Annotated in this window: 18 protein-coding genes; 5 read left to right on the top strand and 13 right to left on the bottom strand. The window is 30.2% G+C overall.

Annotated features, from left to right (window positions below):
• Positions 1 to 42: 42 nt before the first annotated feature.
• A complete protein-coding gene (locus AANAER_RS10535; RefSeq protein WP_164969316.1) occupies positions 43 to 1,467 on the top strand; it encodes an ATP-binding protein in 1,425 nt (474 codons plus the stop codon).
• On the opposite strand, the gene AANAER_RS10530 is transcribed toward AANAER_RS10535, so the two are convergent.
• The 12 genes from AANAER_RS10530 to AANAER_RS10475 all read right to left on the bottom strand — a co-directional run bounded on the left by AANAER_RS10530 (position 1,464) and on the right by AANAER_RS10475 (position 17,831).
• On the bottom strand, positions 1,464 to 4,190 hold the full coding sequence (locus AANAER_RS10530) for an EAL domain-containing protein (RefSeq protein ID WP_129081174.1): 2,727 nt from the start codon (positions 4,188 to 4,190) through the stop codon (positions 1,464 to 1,466). The genes AANAER_RS10535 and AANAER_RS10530 overlap by 4 nt on opposite strands.
• A gap of 131 nt (positions 4,191 to 4,321) precedes the next feature.
• Positions 4,322 to 6,208: a methyl-accepting chemotaxis protein gene (locus AANAER_RS10525; protein WP_129081173.1), complete on the bottom strand. Its 1,887-nt coding sequence runs from the start codon at positions 6,206 to 6,208 to the stop codon at positions 4,322 to 4,324.
• Positions 6,201 to 7,916, bottom strand: a complete 1,716-nt coding sequence (locus tag AANAER_RS10520) for an FMN-binding glutamate synthase family protein (RefSeq protein WP_129081172.1) — start codon at positions 7,914 to 7,916, stop codon at positions 6,201 to 6,203. Before AANAER_RS10520 ends, AANAER_RS10525 begins: the two co-directional genes overlap by 8 nt.
• A 65-nt stretch (positions 7,917 to 7,981) precedes the next feature.
• Complete coding sequence (locus AANAER_RS10515) at positions 7,982 to 11,551, bottom strand: proline dehydrogenase family protein (protein ID WP_129081171.1); 3,570 nt, start codon at positions 11,549 to 11,551, stop codon at positions 7,982 to 7,984.
• Positions 11,552 to 11,683: 132 nt separating this feature from the next.
• Positions 11,684 to 12,406 (bottom strand): ABC transporter ATP-binding protein, encoded by a 723-nt coding sequence (locus AANAER_RS10510; RefSeq protein WP_044417963.1) that lies wholly within the window; start codon positions 12,404 to 12,406, stop codon positions 11,684 to 11,686.
• 2 nt (positions 12,407 to 12,408) lie between these two features.
• Positions 12,409 to 13,188 carry an ABC transporter ATP-binding protein gene (locus AANAER_RS10505; RefSeq protein ID WP_044417965.1) on the bottom strand — a complete coding sequence of 260 codons (780 nt, stop codon included), beginning with the start codon at positions 13,186 to 13,188 and terminating at the stop codon, positions 12,409 to 12,411.
• A complete protein-coding gene (locus tag AANAER_RS10500; RefSeq protein ID WP_129081170.1) occupies positions 13,188 to 14,141 on the bottom strand; it encodes a branched-chain amino acid ABC transporter permease in 954 nt (317 codons plus the stop codon). The genes AANAER_RS10505 and AANAER_RS10500 overlap by 1 nt, the downstream gene beginning before the upstream one ends.
• Positions 14,141 to 15,043, bottom strand: a complete 903-nt coding sequence (locus AANAER_RS10495) for a branched-chain amino acid ABC transporter permease (RefSeq protein ID WP_044417970.1) — start codon at positions 15,041 to 15,043, stop codon at positions 14,141 to 14,143. Before AANAER_RS10495 ends, AANAER_RS10500 begins: the two co-directional genes overlap by 1 nt.
• 17 nt (positions 15,044 to 15,060) lie before the next feature.
• Positions 15,061 to 16,179 carry a branched-chain amino acid ABC transporter substrate-binding protein gene (locus AANAER_RS10490; protein ID WP_129081169.1) on the bottom strand — a complete coding sequence of 373 codons (1,119 nt, stop codon included), beginning with the start codon at positions 16,177 to 16,179 and terminating at the stop codon, positions 15,061 to 15,063.
• A gap of 60 nt (positions 16,180 to 16,239) precedes the next feature.
• Positions 16,240 to 16,899, bottom strand: a complete 660-nt coding sequence (locus tag AANAER_RS10485) for a hypothetical protein (RefSeq protein WP_129081168.1) — start codon at positions 16,897 to 16,899, stop codon at positions 16,240 to 16,242.
• Positions 16,899 to 17,132, bottom strand: coding sequence for a hypothetical protein (locus AANAER_RS10480; RefSeq protein WP_129081167.1), 234 nt, complete (start codon positions 17,130 to 17,132; stop codon positions 16,899 to 16,901). Before AANAER_RS10480 ends, AANAER_RS10485 begins: the two co-directional genes overlap by 1 nt.
• 276 nt (positions 17,133 to 17,408) lie before the next feature.
• Positions 17,409 to 17,831 (bottom strand): NUDIX domain-containing protein, encoded by a 423-nt coding sequence (locus AANAER_RS10475; RefSeq protein WP_129081166.1) that lies wholly within the window; start codon positions 17,829 to 17,831, stop codon positions 17,409 to 17,411.
• Between the two features lie 106 nt (positions 17,832 to 17,937).
• Here AANAER_RS10475 and AANAER_RS10470 point away from each other — a divergent pair, with 106 nt between their 5' ends.
• Genes AANAER_RS10470 through AANAER_RS10455 form a run of 4 tightly spaced genes read left to right on the top strand, consistent with a single transcriptional unit; the run spans position 17,938 to position 21,769 of the window.
• On the top strand, positions 17,938 to 19,533 hold the full coding sequence (locus AANAER_RS10470) for a PAS domain-containing sensor histidine kinase (protein WP_129081165.1): 1,596 nt from the start codon (positions 17,938 to 17,940) through the stop codon (positions 19,531 to 19,533).
• Positions 19,526 to 20,068 (top strand): hypothetical protein, encoded by a 543-nt coding sequence (locus AANAER_RS10465; protein WP_044417976.1) that lies wholly within the window; start codon positions 19,526 to 19,528, stop codon positions 20,066 to 20,068. Before AANAER_RS10470 ends, AANAER_RS10465 begins: the two co-directional genes overlap by 8 nt.
• Positions 20,026 to 20,949 carry a radical SAM/SPASM domain-containing protein gene (locus AANAER_RS10460; protein WP_325050988.1) on the top strand — a complete coding sequence of 308 codons (924 nt, stop codon included), beginning with the start codon at positions 20,026 to 20,028 and terminating at the stop codon, positions 20,947 to 20,949. Before AANAER_RS10465 ends, AANAER_RS10460 begins: the two co-directional genes overlap by 43 nt.
• Positions 20,942 to 21,769: an EI24 domain-containing protein gene (locus tag AANAER_RS10455; protein ID WP_228711119.1), complete on the top strand. Its 828-nt coding sequence runs from the start codon at positions 20,942 to 20,944 to the stop codon at positions 21,767 to 21,769. The genes AANAER_RS10460 and AANAER_RS10455 overlap by 8 nt, the downstream gene beginning before the upstream one ends.
• Here AANAER_RS10455 and AANAER_RS10450 read toward each other — a convergent pair.
• Positions 21,764 to 22,447 carry a response regulator gene (locus tag AANAER_RS10450; RefSeq protein ID WP_044417979.1) on the bottom strand — a complete coding sequence of 228 codons (684 nt, stop codon included), beginning with the start codon at positions 22,445 to 22,447 and terminating at the stop codon, positions 21,764 to 21,766. The two genes, AANAER_RS10455 and AANAER_RS10450, sit on opposite strands and share 6 nt — an antisense overlap.
• Positions 22,448 to 22,452 lie beyond the last annotated feature (5 nt).

Genomic DNA, 22,452 nt, shown 5'->3' with positions numbered 1-22,452 from the left:
TTTTGTTGCATTTTTATTTTATAATATACAATGGTGTATAAAATGAAAACAATATTTAATATAAAAATTACTTATGCAATTTTGATTGCTTCTCTAATTTTCTGGGCATTTTTTGCTTTTTTTACAATGAATCAATTAATCAAAACTCAAGAGGTTTACGCAAAACTTATAAATATAAGCGGTAAACAAAGAATGCTTTCTCAAAAAACTGCTCTTATGGTAAAAAGAGTAAATGAATCCAAAGATAAACTTCTTTTTAAACATCTAAAAGAGATAATCTCTTTGATGAAAAGAGACCACCATTTTTTATTAGAAAATCTAACAAGTGATGAAATCAATAAAATATATTACGGAAAAAAATATAATTTGAATGGAGATGTTGAAAAATATTTTAGTTTGCTTGATAACTTTTTATTTGATAGCGGCAACGTAAAACTTGTAGAATCTATTTTGAGTTTTTCTTTTGATTTACTGCCCAAATTAGATTTTGCCGTTAATAAATATGAAAAAGAGAGTGAAATGTATACTTATGCCTTAAAACAAAGAGAACTCTTTATTCTTATAGGAACACTTCTAACTATTCTTTTCGAGGCTGTTTTAATTGTTATTCCATCGGTGAAAAGAATTATAAAAACGGAAAAAAGATTAAAAGAGTTAAATCAAAATTTAGAAAAAAAAGTCGATGAACAAAAAAAACTTATTTTAGAAGAGCATGAAAAAGTTAAAAAAAGGGAAAAAACTCTATCAGATCAATCAAAACTTATCTCTATGGGAGAGATGATTGGAAATATTGCTCACCAATGGAGACAACCTTTAAGCGTAATTACCACCATTGTAAGCGGAATAAATCTTAAGCTTGATTACGGGCAAAAAGTCTTTGAAAAAGAACTAAGAGAAGCTTCTAAGCAAATTTTGCAGCAAGCAGATTATTTGTCAAAAACAATAGATGATTTTAGAGATTTTATAAAAAGTGAGAAAAACTATTCAGAGATTAAAATAACAGAGGTGATAAAAAAGACTCTTAGTTTGGTAGATGCTTCCTTAAAATCCAATCATATAAAAATAGAGACAAAAATTGATGAAGATATACTGATTTTAGGTAATATTAACGAATTATCTCAAGCTTTAATAAATATAATAAAAAATTCAAAAGATGCTCTTGTTTTATTAGATGAAAAAAAGAGTGAGAGGGTTATTTTTATAGAGACGAAAAAGTTAAACAGTAAAGAGTTTCTTTTGTCTATTCTTGATACCGCAGGGGGAATTCAAGAAGAAATCATAGATAGAATTTTTGAGCCCTATTTTACTACAAAACATCCTACTGTAGGGACGGGAATAGGGCTGTCTATGTGTGATAAAATAATAAGAGAACGGCACAAAGGAGTTATTTTTGTAGAAAACAGAGAGTTTGAATATAATAATAAAACTTACAAAGGAGCCTATTTTAAGATTATATTTAACTATTAGATTAAATCTTCTAAAGGTTTACCGTAATAAAATCCTTGTGCATAATCTACTCCCAATTTTCTAAGCAACTCATCAATCTCTTTTGAAGAGACAAATTCGGCTATAACTTTCATATTTGATTTTTTGGCAAAACTGACTATTGATTTTACCAGATTTTGTGTTCTTTCATCTTCTAATATATGTTTTATTATAGAACCGTCGATTTTTATATAATCAGCTTGAAGTTTTATCAAATAATCATAATTTGAATAACCGCTTCCAAAATCATCAATTGCAATTTTGCAGCCTTTTTCTTTGAATTTCTCCAAAAGTTTTGTTATATAATCACTATCTTCAATCTCTTCTGATTCGACTATTTCCAATACCATTTTATGGAAAATCTTTTTTTGTTGGGCAAAATCAAAAATATAAGTCATAAGCTCTTCATTCATCAGATCTTCTACACTCAAGTTTAGAGAAAACTCTTTATTGATATTTGAAAATTTATTTATTACTTTTTCAACCATCTTATAAGTAAGTTCAGGATATAGTTTTGTTCTTTTTGCAATGCCTAAATACTCATTTGGATATATGATTTTATCATCTTCCACAAGTCTCATCAAAGCTTCATATTTTTCAATTTTCCCTGTTTTATAGTTATAAATAGGTTGATAATGGGCTATTATCCTATCTTCTGTAATAGCTTTATGCAGTTTTTCAACCCATTGAAGATTGTTTTTAAATTTTTCTATGCTTTTCATTGAAGAGTCATACTCTTTTATTTTTACTTTTTTGTTTTTTGCTTCACTAAGGGCAATATCTGCAAAAGTAAGAAGGTTTTCGCTGTCTGAAGCGACACCGCAGGTATAGGTTAATAAAAATTTTGTATCTTCTACTTCATAAGCTTTTTTGCTGTTTAAATCCATAAAAGTCTCTAACTCTTTTATTATTTTATCTTTACTTTTGTTTTGAGAATATATGGCAATTATATCTGCTTGTACTCTGTATAGTTTGCAATCTTTTTCTGCAAAATAGTTAAAAAGTCTGTTTGCAAAGATTTTTATTACTTCATCTCCCGTTTTATGATTAAAACTGTCGTTTATCTCTTTAAATCGGTCAATATTAATAAGAGCTAAGACTCCTTTGCTTTTTTTAGCTAAATGATTTATTAAACTAACTCTGTTTCCCAGTCCAGTCAGAGGATCATTTTTAAAAAGGTCGTTAAGTTTGCTTCTGTTTTCAATAAGTTCCGTTACGTCTGTTGAAGAGGAAATATACTCTATTATTTCTCCTTTTGAATCTTTAATAGGTACAATGGTAGTTTTACTAAAATATGTTTCACCGTTTTTTCTTCTGTTTTTTATTATTCCTTTCCAGATATTTCCTTTGCTAATCGTTCCCCATAAATTTTTAAACAGGCTTTTATGATTTCCCGGATGTCTTAAGATACTGTAACTTCTATTTTTTATCACCTCTTTTTTATAACCGCTTATTTTTTCAAAGTGATCGTTTACATATAAAATATTTCCTTTTGTATCGGATTTTGATACCACGGAAGTTGCATCTAAAATCATCTTATATTGTTGCAGCATATTGTTGTTTTCAAGTCTCTCTTTTTCGTTTCTTTTTATTTTATATGAGATATAAAGTCCTATAATGATTGTGATAAGTGTCAAAATAATTAAGATGCCGATAATTTTTATAGAGTTATTGAATAAAAGTCTTTTTAACTCTTTTTTCTCATCTTTTAACAACTCTTTTAATTCAGTAAGGTAAAATCCTGAACATACTATCAAATCCCACTCTTTTATAAGATGGAAATACGAAGTTTTTTCATCTATTTTCAAAGAATCCGGTCTTTGCCAAAAATATGATATATAACCAAAAGTCTCTTTTTGTGCTTTTTTACTTATTTCACTTATAAATTTATTGTCTTTGTCTTTTTTACTTGCAAGGTTTGTTAAATCCTTATTTACAAGCTCTTTGGAAATAGGGTGCAGTAGCATTTTGTTTTCTATATTTTGAACCCAAAAGTATCCGTAATCGTTTTGTCCGAATCTATCAACTTCTAATTCATCAAAAAGAGTGGAGATGATTTTTTTATCTACTTCACTTTTATAAACTCCTGCTGCAATATAAATACCCATTTGTTTATCTTTTTTTATATAAACATATTTTTTAAAAAGCTCATCTTTTTTTATATTCGGTTTTTTCCAGAGATAACTTCCGTAAGAATCATCTTTTTTCAAAACCTCATTTAAAAGATTTAATAACTCTTTATTGTTTTTTGCAATATCAAAAATATTTTTAGAAATATAGTTTTTGTTATTTCCATGATAAAGGATTTTCCCTTTTTGATCAAAAATATAGATATATCCCGTATTATTATCCCATTTATAATAATCAAGGTGAGGTTTATATTCATTAATTGTTTTTTCTATATTTTTGTTCAATGAATAATTGCTTGATAAAACTCTTAAAAGAAAATCTATTTTATCCTTTAAGATTATTTTGTTGTTTTTATAAGCAAGGTTTTGCAGAGTTTCTGTTCTTTTGACAACTTTGTCAACTTCATTTTTTATAAGAATTTTATTGTTTTGTATATACTTTTTTTCAATCTCTTCTACTCTATTTTCATAAAAGTCGTTTGAAAATTTAAATACGAAAAAAGCTGTAACACAAGAGAAAAGTAGTGCACTTGTTAACAGAGTCAGAAAATTTAATTTTGATAAAGGTAATTTCATGCACAACCCTATATTTAAACTTTTATTGTTTATTATAATATTGTTATTTCATAAAATCAAGTCTAAATTGGATAATTTATATTAATAATTTAAGAAGAAGAGATAAAATTATTTCTCTCTTCTTTATTAGATTAAGCCGGAATTTCTTCTTTTTTTTCTTCTTCAAACTTTTTATTATTTGTTTGTTCTACAACCTTTTGTGCTATTTTGTTTACTTCAATAGCCACTTCTTCTGTTTTTTGGGCGACAATACTGTTTTGTTGTGTTACGCTGTCTAAGTTATTTACAGTATTGTTTATCTGCTGCATTGTCGTAAATTGTTCTTTTGATGATTGAAAAACTTCATCTATAAGAAGAAGAGTATTATGAATATTTTCATTTAGCTCTTTATATCCGTTTATCATTTCAGAAGAGATCTCTTTACCTTCATCGGCTTTAATTGTTGCTCTTCCTACTAACTCTTTAATCTCTTTAGCTGCCTGGGCACTTCTTGCAGCTAAGTTTCTAACTTCTTGTGCAACTACGGCAAAGCCTTTTCCAGCTTCTCCCGCTGTTGCCGCTTCGACTGCTGCGTTTAGTGAAAGTATATTTGTTTGGAAGGCTATTTGATCTATTACCGTAATTGCTTCATTAATAGCTGTTACTTCTTCATTAATCTCATCCATTGAAGAGGTCGTTTTCGCTGCCAAATTTTGCCCTTTTGTTACAGAGTTTGATACTTCGTTTGCATAAGAATTCATTTTGTTTATATTTTCCGAACTATTTTGCATATTTGAAGTAATCTCTTCAATTGCAGCTGCCGTCTCTTCAAGGGAAGCTGCCTGCGTGTTTGCGGCTTTTGTAAGATTTTCAACATCGCTTGAAAGACTGTTTGCACTTGAAGATAAAACTGTTCCTATGCTTTGATTCTCTTTTAACATTGAGCTAATTGCTTCTGCTAAAGAGTTTATATCTAAACTTAAGTCTTTTAAATCTCCTTGAATATGTGTCGTATCAATTCTAGGTCTGTAATCATATTGGGTGTAAAAAGAGAGAACATTCATTGCATTTTTAATATTAATCTCTATTTTTTCAAGCATTTCGTTTATCACCTCTTTTAATTTATTTAAAGCTGGATTTGTTGTTTCACCTTCAATTTTTATATTTAAAAAACCTTTTTTTGCTTCATTTGCACAATTAATTGCATTGTTTACCAGTTCTCTGTCTTTGTCAATTTGAACTTTAGATTTTTTTATATTGTTATTTACTATTTTAGCCATTTGTCCTAATTCATCATTTCCGTCAAGTTTTATAAGTTTTGCCTCTTTTGTATCTTGATTTAGATATTTGAAAAAGTCCAATAAGCCAAGCTGAAACTCTTTTAGAGGATCTTTTATAGATTTTGCCACTAAAAAAGTAATCAATAAAGATAAAAGAAGAACTGCCGCAACTAAAAAGTACATTATATTGCTTGCCCAGTCTATATTTTCAAGAGATTGTTTATATGCGATAATATTTGTTTTATTTACATAGGTATTTATTTTTTTTAACTCTTTTTCAATTTTTACAAAAAATATATCTGCATCTAGAAGTCTGTCTAAAGTTATATTCATTACGTCATTCATAGCATCGTCTACTGCTTGGTTATAACTTATAATATATTTTTCCACACTAAGAACGTTTTTATTTATCTGAGTATTCTCTTTTGCTAAAAGTTTTAACTCTTTTAAATCTTTTGCGACAACTTTTTTTATCTTTCCTATAAGCTCTATTTGTTCATTGATTTGAGAATCTTCATAAGCATTTGTTACATAATTAAAAACTTTATAGACTAAAGTATTGTATGAACTTGTATCTATTAAAAGTTTGTTTCCTAAATTTAAAAGCTCAAATTTTACTTCTACAATATCTTTAAAAGTTTTTTTATCGTTTTTTAAAGTATTTATGGAAAATAGTGAGATAAGTATTAAAAATAACATTACAACTACGGGTGAAATGTTAACTTTATTTACAATTTTAAGATTGTTTAATCTAAACATTTTTTTTATTATCCTTTTTTAAAAATATTCTTCTTTCGAACAAAGCATCCATATCATCATGTATTTTTGAATCTTTATCCAAAAAGATAAGTTTGTTTTTATCTAATTCTTTTATATTTTTTACTCCCATTACTGCAAGTAAACTTTTCATATTTTTTAATATCTGATTATGATAATTTTTTATATATTCTGAGTGTTTGTTTACAAAATAGTGTTTTCTCTTTTTTTTATTTTGCGTGGCAAGACCTACTGGACATTGATGTTTTGTAGCACCTGAACAATATCTTGCTCTTATGCAGCCGGCACTCATCATAAATCCTCTTGCTATTTGAACGAAATCGGCACCTAAACAAAGTATTATAATAACATCATCAGGAGTCAAGATCTTTCCGCTTGCCGAGATCTTTATTTTATCTCTTATCTCGTAATCTTTTAAGACTTTGTCAACAAGATAAAGGGCATCTCTTATATCCATACCGATTCTTTCCATCATATCAAGTGGAGCCGTTGCACTTCCTCCTCTTCCTCCGTCAATTGAGATATAATCAGGATAAGGAAGATTTAATTCGACTCTTCTTTTTATCTCTTTTGCAAGGGGAACAATATTTTCATAATCTGAAATTACTATTTTTATTCCTACTGGTTTTTGTGATATTTTTTGAAGTTCTCCTATAAAATCAAAAAGCTCTTCAACACTGTTTGCATAAGGAAATCTGTTTGGAGAGAAAGCATCTTTATAAGCAGGAATATTTCTATAATAAGCAATAGCAGGGGTTACTTTATTTGCAATCAGTTTTCCTCCCGTTTGTTTTGCTCCTTGGGCTATTTTTATCTCTGTCATACGACAAAAACTCATCTGCTTTTTATATCTTTGTTTGTCAAATTCTCCGTTTATTGTTCTAACTCCGTAAAGTCCTGAACTTCTTTGTAAAATAATATCAGGCATATCTTCGGGAACTTCTTTTGGAAAAGAGTCCACGGGCGCATCCCAATTAGGTCTGAAAAAGCACTCTTTTTCTTTGTTGAAAACATAAGTATCAGCTAGAGGATCATTTTTAAAAATGATTTTTCTGTAGATATCTACTGCAACAGGTAAATTAAAAAGTATTTTTGAAATTTTAAATATTTTAGATTGTTTTTTATTCCCTTTTATTTCTGTAATATATTTGGCGTTATAGTTATTGTGTGTTACAAAAAAGTTTGAGGTTAGACCGCCTTCTCCCGTGTTAATAGGAAAACTGCCCAGTTTTGAACCCTGAACAAAAGCTCTTGTTCCCTCAGGAGAAATAGAACCGTCACTCATAGGGGCTCTTGCAATTATAGATGAAGTGATAAAAGGTTTTTCCCTTTTTTCTCCGAAAGTTACTCTAAAATCATTTTCTACTTCATTATCGTTTAAAACAATATTCGTATGTCTTAACATAAATTTAGGTTTTGGCAGAGGTTGAGAGGGGGAAAAAGATGAGAAATTAACTTTATCTCTTGCGGCACTGTAAACCCACTCTAATTTATCCATTGATTCATAAAACTTTTCATCACCGAAATATTGTCTAAAGGGCTCTCTAAACTCTTGAAAAACAAATCGTAATCTTCCTATAATAGGGTAGTTTACTAAAATTTGATGTTTTCTTTGTACATATTTATCATGTATATACCAAGCAAATATAAAGATGAAGAAACATATGAATATTATAATCCATATTTCCATTTTTTTTCCTAGTTTGTTATGATTGTTAGTAGATAATCAAAGGTTTAAATAAGAAGGAGACCTTCTTATTTAATTCCTCTTGCACCGATATTTCCATATCTGTGGAAAGAGTGAGAGATTGATTGTTCTATAAAGTAGTTAAGAAGTTCAAGTCTTCCTTCCATCATAGGTTTAGCTCTTACAATAAAAGTAAGAGACTGTGCCGCTTTTTCAAATACGCTTGACGGAACTTTTGCAATATCCGAGTAGATAACTCTTTCATAATTAGCAAGTGCCTGTAAGAATTGGGAATCATCTTCTTTTGCCATAGTATCTCTTGCAGTAAATAATTGGGCCTTTGATTCTTCAAGGAAGTTAAATACCTCTTCATTGTTATCAATAGATACTCTAAAGTGCGTTTTTGCAACTCTTGCTGCAAGTATTCTTGAAACTGCTTCAAAAATAGAATCATCTTTAGATACTCTGATAAGAACGTTTTTAATAGGAAGATATTTAAATAAATTGTCTTCACCTCTTACTTTGCAGTAATCTTTTTCTAAAGAGAATTCATGTGTAAAATTATCAAGATATGATTGAAGTGCAATCTCTAATTTTTCAAAATCTTCTTTGTTTTTATTTGATTGTTTTGCTTTTTCGATAAATCTTGTTAAATCATTATTATATCTAGTCGAAATTTTTGGTTTAGAGATCTCTTTAAAATCCATAAATTGAGTTACATAATTAAAAATACCGACTTTTCTTCCTGCACCGATTGCAGATTTTCCCATACCGCCGAAAGGTTGTCTTGTAACAATAGCACCCGTGGTTCCTCTGTTAATATAAAGGTTACCTGCTTTTGTATTATTTTTCCAGTATTCAACTTCTCTTTCATCTAAAGATTCAATACCAGAAGTAAGTCCATATCCTGTAGCATTTACAATATCAACCGCATGTTTTAAATTTTTTGCTTTTATTACAGCTAGTACGGGTCCGAAAAGCTCATTCATATGCATAAAGCTTCCCTCTTTTACACCCCATTTTATAGCAGGTTTTAACATATACTCATTATTATGTGCAAATTCAGGAGATACAAGCCACTCTTCACCGTCTTCTAATGTATCAATTGCTTTTTTCAGTTTTCCTGATACAGGATTTGCCAATGTTCCTATTCTGTTGTTTAAGTTCCAAACAGAACCTACACTCATAGATCTTGCCGCATCAGCTAAGGCTTTTTTAAAGGCTTCGTCATTGTAAACTTCTTCTTCCAAAACTAAAAGTGAAGTTGCCGAACATTTTTGACCTGAGTTTGAAAAAGCACTGTGGCAAACATTTTTAATAGCTTGTTCTCTATCTGCCATACTAGTAACGATTGTTGCATCTTTACCGCCTGTTTCAGCTGTTAGGTATAAATCTGCTCTTGTTTTTAACATAGTTGCAGCAGTATCTTCTCCACCTGTTAGAATAACAAAATCAACATCTTTGTTTCCGATCAAATGTTCTCCTGCCAAACTTCCCGGACAAGGTACGAATTGCAATATATTTTTAGAAATACCGGCATCCCAGAAGCATTTGCACATTTCATAAGCCGTAAGTGCAGCTGCCGATGCAGGTTTGATTATTGCCGTATTTCCAGAAGCTAAAGTTGCCGCAATACCGCCTAAAGGAATGGCAACAGGGAAGTTCCAAGGAGGAATAACAACACCTACACCTTTTCCTGCAAATTCCAAGTTTTCGTATTTTTCAAAATAGTGGGTTGAGTATGGATAAAATTCTAAAAAGTCGATTGCTTCACTAACTTCAACATCTGTTTCAGTGAACACTTTACCCACTTCTGCCGCTGCAACTCCAAGTAGTTCAGCTCTTCTTTCTCTTACCTTTATAGCAACTTGTTTTAAAGCTGCATGTCTTTGTTCATGGCTTAAACTTCTCCATCCGTCCACATCTGCTTTTGCCGTATCAACTGCTTTTTTAAGGTCAGTTGCAGTTGCAGTTGCAAATTTACCTGCTAAAACTTTTTCTTCTAGTTGAGATTTATCAATAGCTTCAACAATAATTCTATCTCTAATCTCTTCTCCTGCAACAATTATAGGTTTAACTTCATGTTGGGTATCTTTTGAAAATTTCCATTTTTTTACGATATCTCTTGCCCACTCTTGGTTAGCAGGAAGTACAAAATCGGTATCTGCTTCTGAAGCATACTCTTTTGTATCGTATGAACTTTTATTATAATCTTCCCATTTTTCAGTAAGTCTGTTTTGTTTTCTTTTTGAACCTACAAATGAAGTTTTTTCATTTTCAAATGATTTTAGGAAAAGCTCTTTTTGCATATTCCAATCTGCGCTTCCTACTTTAAGTCCGAATGAATATCTAATAAAGTTATCATCTCCCGTATTTTCATCAAGTCTTCTAACAAGATAGGCAATAGCATTTGTAAACTGTTCCATTGCCGCAGTAGGTGCATATAAAATTACATTTTTTGAAATCTCTTTTACTGCTAATCTTGCAGCTTCACTCATACCTTCAAGCATCTCTACGGTATGGTATTGCTCTGTTTTAAAGTTTTCAGCCATTGTTACTGCAAAAGCTTGTTCAAAAAGATTGTGTGAAGCTGTTCCTATATTCATATATTGGGCGTTTTCGGGTTGTAGGGCATATCTTGCCATTCTTTTATAGTTTGAGTCCGTATCACTTTTGTCTGTATATGTTACCATTTCCCAATGTCTTTGAGATGATTCTGTCTCTTCCATCTCCATATTTGCACCTTTTACAAGTCTGAATTTAATAGGGCTTCCGCCGTTTTCAACTCTTTGTTTTGCCCAGTCTCTAAGGTGTTTTTGCCAAAGATGAGAATCCGGAAGATATGCTTGAAGAACTATTCCTGCATAGAAGTCTTTAAACTCCTCTTTTTCTAAAGTTCTTTTGAATACTTCAACAGTAATTGCTAAATCTCTATACTCTTCCATATCAAGATTTATAAATTTATTTGATTTTGTTCCGTCAGGAGCTATATATGGATATTTTTTTGCTTGTGCATAGAGTTTGCTTAGTTTTTCTACTAAAACTTCAACTGTATGCTCAATATCCAAAGCATTGATTTGAGAATAGATTGTAGAAATTTTAATTGAGATATAGTCTATATTAGGATTTTTTAAAGCTTCTAAATATTTTTCAATTCTCTCTTGTGCCTCTTCTTCACCTAATACAACCTCTCCTATTAGGTTGATATTTACTCTGGTTCCCTCTTTTTTTCTCATCTCTAAATGTTTATTAAAAGGCTCTTTTTCTCCTTTTAATACAACTGTTTTAGTATCTTCTCTAATTTGTTTTACAAACAGCGGAACAGAGATATCAGGAAGATATTTTCCTAAGTTTTGAAACAACCATAATAGAGTTTTATCTTTTGTAGTAAAAAAATGTGCCATACCGTGCTTTTCTAATAAAAAGCAGATTTGGTCAGCTACTCTTTTGTTTGATTTACATCTGAAACATTGATCCATAAGCTCAATTAATAAAGCTTTATCTTCGGGATGTTCCAACATTTTGTTCATTTTTACGTAAAACTCTTTGTCAAAGTCACTTACAAGCTGTGTTGCTCTGTTTTGCCATTTTTCTGCTAATTTTATAGCCGATTGAATCATTTCTTGTTCATTTTTCATTTGCGATCCTTAAAATTTATCAAAGTTTAATAAAAGTTTAAGTAGCTTAAAGCGCACGCTTTTAAATGTGCTTTAGAGGGGACAACCGCCAAGTACGCCCCTCTTGCTACTTGATATTTTTCTTCTTTTTAATTAATGTTTTTTACCCAAATAGGCTTCTTGTATTGTTTTAGAATTTAATAACTCTTGCGCTGTACCTTCATGGGTAATTTTCCCTACTTCTAAAACATATGCTCTATCAGCTAATTTTAAAGCCGCTTTTGCATTTTGTTCAACTAATAACACCGTAACACCGCTTTGTGCAATCTGTTTTACTGCTTTGAAAATTGCTTTAATTAAAATCGGTGCCAAACCTAAAGATGGCTCGTCCAAAATCAATAATTTCGGTTTTGACATGATTGCTCTTCCGATTGCCAACATTTGTTGTTCTCCTCCTGAAAGAGTACCTGCAAGCTGTTTTTTTCTCTCTTTTAATCTAGGTAAAATATCATATATCCACTCTAGTGTCTCCTTATCGTGATTTTTTAAAGTATATGCTCCCATCATAAGGTTCTCTTCTACACTTAAAGTTCCGAAAACCCGTCTTCCTTCAGGTGAGTGAGACATTCCAAGGGCAACAATATCATGGGCTTCGGATTTGGTAATATCGTTTTTATCAAAAATAATATGACCTGCTTTTGCTTTTAAAAGACCTGATATTGTTCTAAGAGTTGTGGTTTTTCCCGCACCGTTTGCCCCTAGAATTGTTACTACTTCACCTCTGTTTACATGTAAAGAGATACCTTTTATTGCGGCAATGGCACCGTAACTAACTTCTAAATCTTTTACTTCTAATAGAATTTCATTGTTTACCATTGCTACTCCTCATCCTCATCATCGTCTGAACCTATATAGGCTTCAATAACTCTTGGGTCATCTTGAACAAAACTCGGAACTCCTTGCGAGATCTCTTTTCCGAAGTTAATTACAGTTATATAATCTGTTAGACTCATTACCATTTCCATATCATGTTCAATCATCATAATACCGATATCCATTTTGCTTATACTTCTAATAATCTCTGTAAGCTCTTTTGTCTCATTTTCATTAAGACCTGCAGCCGGTTCATCTAAAATTAAAAGTTCGGGATCTGCTGCAAGGGCTCTTGCCATTTCGACTTTTCTTTGATTCCCGTAAGAGAGATCTCCTGTAGGAGTCATGGCATATTTGCTTAAACCGAAAAATTTCATTAGTTCTTCAACTTTTTCCCAAGCTTTTTTTTCATCTTTTTTGTAAAAAGGCGTATGGATAATTGCGTGGTACCATTTTTGTTTTGATTTTGTGTGGTATCCTGCCATAATATTTTCTGCAACACTCATCTCTTTAAAAAGTCTTATGTTTTGAAAAGTTCTTAAAATACCTCGACCTGCAATTTTATGAGGTTCCATTCCCGTGATATTTTCACCTTTGTATTTTATAGTTCCTTCTTCTGGAGTATAAATACCTGTTACACAGTTAAAAAGAGTAGTTTTTCCCGCACCGTTTGGACCTATGATTCCATATATTTGCCCTGGTTTTACTTTTATTGTTAGATCGTCAATGGCAACTAAACCGTGGAAAAATTTAGATACGTTTTCTATTTCTAATACATATTCCATTATTTAGCTCCTTTGTTAGGTCTTAAAAACTTCGGTATATTTCCAAAAGTTGCAGGCCAGACACCGTTCGGTCTTAAAACCATAGTTAAAACCATAGCAGCACCGAAAATCAGATATCTTGATTCTTTAAATTCAGTAAAAAGTTCAGGCAGTACGAACATTACGAAAGTACCTATAATAACTCCCGGAAGTGAGGCTGAACCTCCTACAAGTACGATTGCAAAGAACATAACAGACTGCATAAAGTTAAATGATTCGGGACTTACGGCTGAATACTGAACGGCAAAAATACTTCCTGCGGCTCCTGCAATAGCAGCACCTAATGCAAATGCAAAAAGTTTATAATAAGGAATATTTATTCCCATAGATTTTGCCGCAATTTCATCTTTGTTTATATAGTATAAAGCTCTTCCGTATCTTGAATTGTCAAGATTTCTGATAATTATAAGAGTTAAAATCATTAGAATAAAAGCCATATAATAAATTGCCGTATCCGAGAATAGTTCATATCCGAAAATTCTTACCACATCAATTCCGAAAATTCCGTTTGGACCGCCTGTTAATCCAAATACGTCATTTTTTAGGACTTGTTCAAATATAATATTAAATCCGATAGTTGCAACTAAAAGATAATCTCCTCTTAGGTGTATAATAGGACCTGCAAGTAAAATGGCAATGATTATAGGGAAAATGATTGCAAAAGGGATTGTTTCTATTATCTCAAATCCAAAATGCACATTTAAAATAGCAGTTGTATATGCTCCTATACCAAAGAAAATGGCATGTCCCATATTAAATACTCCTGCTCTTCCTAAAATTATATCTTGAGAAAAAGCAACCGTTGCAAATACTAAAAAAGTAATACCGATAGTAAGCCAGGTAGAATCGACTAAAAACGGAAAAACTGCCATTACTACTATAAAAATAGTTGCTAATATTGTTGTTTTATTCATTATACTTTCTCCGCCGTTTTTTCACCTAAGATACCTGTAGGTCTTACAATTAAAATTATAATCAGTAAAATAAAAGTAAAGGTTTCCGCCCATTCCGTCGAAATATATCCTGCAATTAAAGCATTAAACAATCCTAATAAAAGACCGCCTATCATAGCTCCCGGGATTGAACCTATACCTCCTATAATTGCTGCAATAAAGGCATTTAATCCATAAAGCCATCCCATATCAAAAGTTAAAGCTCTATAATATAAACCGATAAACAAACCGCCTATTGCTCCAAGCATTGAACCTATTATGAAAATCAGGGTAATTACTTTATTTACGTTTATACCCATTAGTTTTGCCGCATCTTGGTCTATTGCCGTTGCTCTGATTGCCGTTCCCATTTTTGTTTTATTAATAAAAATAAACAAAGCAGCCATTAAAACGGCAGATAAAATTAAAATACATAATTGCGTGAAAGTAATAATTACTCCGCCAAAGTTCCAAGTTGTATTTGGAAGTAAATCTGCCGGGAAAATTTGCATATTCGGACCCCAAATAAGCATAATTCCGTTTTGAATAACTAAAGATGCTCCTAATGCCGAAACTACAGCACTAAGTCTCGGTGCCGTTCTTAAAGGCCTATATGCCAGACGCTCAAGAAGAACACCCACAAAAGCCACAATAATAGAAGTCAATACGAAAATAATAATTACATTCACAAAAGAACTTGCACTGCTTCCAAATAGTTGTGAGAAAATAGTAAGCCCTACATATGCTGAGAAGGCGACAAGGTCTCCATGGGCGAAGTTGATTAACTTCATTACCCCATAGACCATTGTATAACCTAAAGCAACCAATGCATATAGACTTCCTATAGTTAAACCGTTAATTAACTGTTGAAGAAAAATATCCATATTACCTCTTTATTTTATTATTGCTCAACAACGTCTTTTGTTCCGTTATCGTTCAATTTATATACTACGAATTTAGCTCCGACTCTTTCTCCGTCTTCTCTAATATTAAAGGGACCTGTAATTCCAGGGAAGTCTTTCATAGTATTTCTAATATAATCAGAGATTGTTTTTGTATCAAGTGAGTTTGTTTTCTCAGCAGCTTCAAAAATAGCTCTTAATCCGTCGGCATTTGTTACAGGCCAAATTGAAGGAGGGTTTGCCCCAAACTCTCTTTTATATGCAGATAGATATTTTTTTGCCTCTTTATAAGGTAATATTTCAGGAGTAGGGAAGTTTATAATTATAGTTCCTGCCGATGCTTTACCTGCAAGTTTATAAAAATCGGGATTATCATTTGAATCACCGCCTACAAAATCTGCATTTATTCCTAGTTGAAGTTGTTGTGCTCTAAGTAGTCCACCGTCCGTATAATATCCAGAGTAGTAAATAACGTCGGGATTCATAGCTTTTATTTTAGTAAGAACTGCCGTAAAGTTTTGAGTCCCGGATTTGATTTTTCCTCTGAAAATTACATTTCCGCCGATTTTTTTAATTGAGTTTTCTGTTGCGTCTCCCAAGCCGTTTGAGTAAGAAGAGTAATCAGATAAAACTACTATTTTTTGATATTTTTTTACATTTACAAAATAGTCAGCAGTAAAATCACTCTGTGCCTCATTTGGGAATGAGTTTCTAAAAAAAGTCCAATATTTTTTCTTAATTAAAGAATCACTTGTTCCGTCGCTTGTTTGTAATACTTTATTTCTGTAATATGTTGTTTGTGCAGCTTCTGTTGCTCCTGATGTATATGAACCGATTACGGCAAAAACACCTGCATTTACAAGTTTTTTAGCACAAACAGCGGCTTTTTGAGCTTTTGCTTCATCATCACAAGTAACAACTTCGATTTTTTTACCTAAAAGTCCACCCTCTTTGTTTTTCTCGTCAACTAATAGTTTAACAAAGTTATCGATACTTTGACCTTCATTTGCATATTTTCCCGTAATTGGTGCTTGTACTCCGACTTTTACTACATCACTTGCAAATAATGAGCAAGCTACAATTCCACTTAAAGCTAATGCTTTAACAATCTTTTTCATATTTAACTCCTTAAATTTTTTACTACTTTTTTGGTTGTCCTACTATTTTGTTCTATTAAATTATAATGATGGTTCAATGATATAACATCCTATACACCACTCTCCAACTTTGTCGATTTTGTGTATTTCTCCTCCTTTAAAATTTGATTTAAGATTTTTGAATTTCGATACTACTTTATCAAAAGATTCTATAATTGCTTCTAGTCTGATTTGTGCTTTTTTTCTTGCACTGCTTGAAATATCTAAATAAAAAGCGAATATTCCGTAATCTAAGGTTGTATCGTTTGAATTGTCTCTTTCTATTAATTTACATATAAGTTCTACATCGTCTAAATACTCTTGTTGGACGTTTCTTACACCGTTTTTCAAAGACATAACTACTTTTGAAATAGAGTCGTTATCACTTTTATGCTCTTTTCTTTCATCTAAAGTTATACATAAGCTTCTATCCATAATATATTTTTTTCTCATAAACTCTCTAAAATCTGATCTGTTGGGTAAAGAACATCTAAGAATATCTGAAATCGTTGCATCTATGAAAAGTTCGGGAGCATCTTTTAGTTCGCCTATTTCCTGGGCTACATGTATTGAGAGAAATTTAGGTGGAGCGTATGAAAGATATAAATCATCACAAGTCCAAAAGGTATAATTTTTTTTTGCATTTTCAATGCCTTTTAAAACTGCGTTAACAATTTCATCTTTTTTTGGAAAGTTACTCATTATTCAATCTCCACATAGTTTTCATCTACCTCTTCTAAAATACCGCTTTCAAAGAGGATGTCTTCTATAAGTCTGTTTTTTGAGATACTTAAATCTTTACTTAAAATTGCTAAAGCATCATCCAATCTACTGTCGATTTTTATTGTAAGTTGAGAAATCTCTTTTTTCTTACTTTTTGAATGTTTACTAATAACCTTTTGTATCACAGATCGTCTATTTTTAAGCTTAGCCAATTTTTTAAATCCTTATAAAGTTTTTTTTGTACTACTTTTTGTACTACTAAATTAAACTTAAGGAAATTATTTCATATAAAAACTTATTTGAAACTTAATTTTTGCCACCTTTCTTGTATAATTAATAGTCAATATTAATAAACTAATTAGACAGTTCCATTTTTTGGGGATTTTAAGTTGAGAAAAAAAGATAAGAAAAAAAATTTTTTATTTTAAAGTGAGTAGAATGGGAATACATTTGTACTTCTTTTTATTTTTTAGTAAGAGTAGAACAAATCACAAAATTTGCTCTTTTGAAAGAAGATAATCTTCTATAATTTTTTTATGGTCAAATACCAACTTATCCAAAGGAATTTTATCTAAATCGTAGATATATACCTCTTTTGCATCATCATTCGCTTTTGGTTCTCCTTTTGATTTACAAATATAAACTGCCGAGGCTGTATGAAATCTGGGATCTCTTTTTGGATCTGAATATATGTTTTGAAGTCTTTTTATCTCTACATCCAAAGAGGTCTCCTCTTTCATCTCTCTTTTTAGGGCATCTTCAACTTTTTCTCCTATATCTACAAAACCTCCTGGAAGTGCCAAACCGTGAGGTTTATTTAATCTTTGTATTAAAACTATACCTTTAAAATTATTGTTTTCATCATATAATTCTATAATTCCGTCAGTTGCCAAAAAAGGAGTTTTTATCATATAAAAGCCTTGTTTTCTATTTTTCTTATATTATCAGTTTTTAACTATTTTTAATTTTAAGTTAAATAAAATCATATGCAAATTATAAACAAAGAAATTCTTAACTATGACCAATTTTTTAGAAAAAAATCTTAATGAAATTTTAGAATCCTCTTTTGAATTATCCAATCAAGGAATAATTTGGCTTAACAAAGACGGAAAATTTGTTTTTGCAAATGAAAATGCTTTGGTTAAACTTGAATACTCTTTAGAAGAACTTCAGGAGCTTAAAATCTGGGATATAGATGCTGTTATAGATAGCAAAGAAAAATACTTGGAAGTTTTTGAAAGATTTAAAAACGGTGAAGTGGGAGCTCATTCGAATATTGTAGAGACGACACATAAAAAAAAGAGTGGAGAAGTTTTTCCTGTAGAGGTTGTATCCAAATTTAAAATAATCGATAATCAAGAATTTGTTATCTCTTTTTCTAAAGATATTACTCATAGATTAAAAAGAACGGAAAAGATAAATCTCTATTTTGAATTGATAAACTCTTCAAGGGATATGATATTTTTAGTTGATTTAGAGAATGAAAAAATAGAGTTTGCCAATAAAATAGTGTGTAAAAGTTTGGGATATTCTCTTGATGAGTTAAAAGAGATGAAAATTTCTCAAATAAGAAAACCTTTTGAAGATGTGAAAAACAACGATGTCCGAGATATTTTTACTAAAATCAAAACTAAAAAGAATTTAATAACTTTCGGTATTTATGAAGCAAAAGACGGTTCTACAATTCCCGTGGAGACCTCTTTACAGTTAAAAAACTATTTGGGAAAAAGTTTTGTTACGGCAATTTCAAGGAATATAAGTGACAGAATTGAAATTGAGAATAAAAAAGAGGAATTGAATCAGAAACTAAAAGAGTATAACAGAACTTTACAACATGAAATAAGCAAAGTAAAAAAAGAACTTATTGAGTATGAAATTATAATGAAAAAACAGTCAAAAATGGCAGCAATGGGTGAAATGATAGAAAATATTGCCCATCAATGGAGACAACCTTTATCAGGAGTTTCCGTATTGGCAAGCGGAATGATATTGCAAAATGAAGAGGGAATTTTAGATAAAGAGCTTTTAACTTCAGGACTTAATACAATTCACGAACAAGTACAGTATTTGTCTAAAACTATTGATGATTTTAGGAACTTTTTTAAACCTGATAAAGAGAAAAATATCTTTAAAGTGGAAAATTTGGTTGAAAATGCCATCAAACTTATAAGATCAAGATTTAATAGTGTTTCTATAATTTTTATAAAAGATTTAGAAGAGCTTGAACTTTTTACCTATGAAAATGAACTTTTGCAAGTTATATTAAATATTATAAGTAATGCAGTTGATGAATTGGTTAGAAAAAGAAATAAAAAAATCGTATCTTTAAAATCTTATAGAAACGAAAACTCAATAATTTTGGAAATTAAAGATAGTGCAGGGGGGATAGATGAAAAAATACTTGATAGAATTTTTGAACCCTATTTTACTACAAAACATAAATATCACGGAACGGGAATAGGGCTTTATATGTCAAAAAATATTATAAAACATATTCATGGAAAACTTGAAGCTTACAATGATATTATAGAGTATGAAAATAGAACTTACAAAGGGGCATGTTTTAAAATAAGATTACCTTTGTCGATTATTAGAGGAACAAAAAATGGATGATAATAGATTGCATGAAGTATTAGCCCAAGTAGGAATAATACATAAAGCTCTTTTAGAAGATGGAAAAATTGAAAATTTAGATTATATTTTAGAATATATAGAAGAGTATGAAGATGATGTAAAAGAGCATTATTTAACGCTTCTTCTGCAATACTATTTTCAAAAAAACAGTATTGAAAATTTTAAAGAGTTATTGCTTTTAGGATATAAATTTGATCTTAGAATGAATGATATTAAAGAGGCTTTTTTTAATATAAAATCAAATAAAGAGAATGTAATAGAGCTTTTAGAAGATAATGTAGTATTTTTTAAAGATACAAATTATGAAGAACCTTTAAAAGCAATTTACGAGTATTACCAAAATAGCGATGAAGAGACCAAAGTTATTTTAGAGCAGAGTTTAGAACTGCTTAGAAGAAACAGATATGTATGTGCTTATGCTTATAAAAATCAAAATCAAGAGTATGCCAAGTTTTTTATAAATGAAGATTTATTAGAGTCTTTAAAAAGAGATTTGCCTTATTTATTAAGATAGGAAAAAATATAAAAAAGTTTAGAAAAGTTCATATTGAAATAACAAATATCTGTAATCTGAAATGTAGTTTTTGTCCTCCTAAACTACTTCCAAACAATACTATGAGTTTAGATTTTTTTGAAAAAATAAACAAAGAGTTAAAAGAGGTAACCAATGAATTGGCTTATCATATTGTAGGAGACCCTTTGGTCTTAAGCAACTTGGATAAATATTTGAATATAAGTTTAAACAACGGTTTAAAAGTAAATATTACGACAACTGCAAATAATTTGGAAAATAAACATTTTGATATTTTGATGAATAGGGCAATAAAGCAGATAAATTTTTCAATAAACTCATATAATGCAAACTCCCATAAAAAAAGTTTGGATGAATATTTAAATCCAATTTTGGATTTTATAGAGTATGCAGTAAAAAAGAAGCAACACTTTTTTATAAATCTTAGAATCTGGAATTTAGATGATTCTAAAAGTGCAAAAGAGTTTAATAAAGAGGTTTTTTTAAGAATAAACAAAAGATTTCAAAGCAGTATTGATATTGATGAAGTTTATCAAAACAGACCGAAAAATATAAGAGTTGCAAGAATGGTATTTCTAAATTTTGACGATTATTTTCAATGGCCTAGTTTAAAAAACGAGTTTGTATCAAAAAAGGGTTTTTGTTACGGTTTGGACTCTCATTTTGGGATTTTAAGTAGCGGAAAAGTGATACCTTGTTGTTTGGATAAAGATGGTATTATAGATTTAGGAAATTTACAAAAAGAGAGTCTGCTTGATATTCTAAATTCAAAAAGAGTTTTAGATATACAAAAAGGGTTTAAAAAAGGTGAAGTAGTAGAAGAACTTTGCCAAAAATGCAGTTATAGGAGAAGATTTGACTAAGAAGAATTCTGAAATGTTAGAAGGAGAAGTAATTATTTTAAGTATAAAAGATTTTTTTACGAAACCTATGCTTAAGATTGCACTTTTACCTCTTGTTTTTACTTTGATTATTATGTTAGTAATGTTTTATACGGCAGCAGGTTACGGGTTTGATTCCTTGCAAATATATATCGAACAGACTCAAAACGGGCAAAATGTTATGATAGATGAAGAAGCACCTTTTTACTTTATCTGGATTACCTCTTTAATGGCATTTTTATTTAAATACTCTATTACCTCATGGTTAGTAGGCTTTTTAATATATACTGTGGGAACAATTTTTATTATGATGTTTTCTGTCTTTTTGACTGTGATTATTATAGGTTTTTTAACTCCTACAATTTTAAATGTACTGCATAAAAGACACTATTCTCATATTCAAACAAATGGATTCGGCTCTTTTTTAAGTCCTGTTCTTATTGCAATAAAGAGTTTTATAGTAATGGTTTTACTTTTTATTCTTTTTATTCCTCTGTATTTTATACCTTTTATAAATCTTTTGGCAATAAATCTGCCTTTTTACTACTTTTTTCATAAAATGTTAAATTATGATGTTGCTTCAACACTTTTAACGGAACAAGAGTATAGATATATACACTCAAAAAAGGCAAATACTTTTAGATTTAGAACTTTGTTACTCTACTTTTTATCAATGATTCCTTCTTTAATGCTTTTTTCTGCCGTATTTTTTATAATATATTTAGGTCATGGATATTTTATAGAATTGGAAAAGTTAAAAAAAGTGGAAGATAAAAATAAGTTAATCGAACAGGATTTATAAAACTAATCTATATCCTGTTCCTTGAACATTTCTTAGTACATTAGAAGGAAGTTTTTTTCTAAAGTTTTTTATAAAGAGTCTCATTGCATTTGGTGTCATAATATTATCTTCGTTCCAAATTACGTTTTCCATCTCTTGGTAAGTGATTATTCTGTTTTTCTTAAGAAGAAGTTTTAAAAACAGATTCTCTTTTTTTGTTAATTTATACTCAATCTCTTCATTCTGAATTATAGATTTACTAGCATCAAACAGCCATCCCTCTTTTAAATTGAAAACTTTTGAGTCATCATAACTTTTTATAAAAGCTTCAAAGGCCTCTTTTAATTTATTTTCGGTAATAGGTTTTATAATATATTTTACTAAATGCAGTTCCGTTGCATCTAACATATAATCTAAATCAGTGTACGCAGAAGTTATTATAACTCTTACTTTGCTGTCTCTTTTTCTGATTTTTTTTATTAAATCGATTCCTGTTTCATTCGGCATTTTAATATCGGTAATTATCAAATCGGGACGATTTGACTGATACATATTATATGCTTCCTTTGCATTTTTTGCGACAAAAGTCTTTTTAAATAGATGTCTAAGAATTTCATATATGTTATTTCTTATTCCCTCTTCATCTTCCACATATAAAAGGGAAAAGTTACTAAGTTTAGAAATTAGTGATTTATCCATATAAA

The organism is Halarcobacter anaerophilus, assembly GCF_006459125.1.
GTDB lineage: Bacteria > Campylobacterota > Campylobacteria > Campylobacterales > Arcobacteraceae > Halarcobacter > Halarcobacter anaerophilus.
Note: the sequence above shows the minus strand (reverse complement) of the source record. Positions and strands in the feature narration are given on the sequence as shown.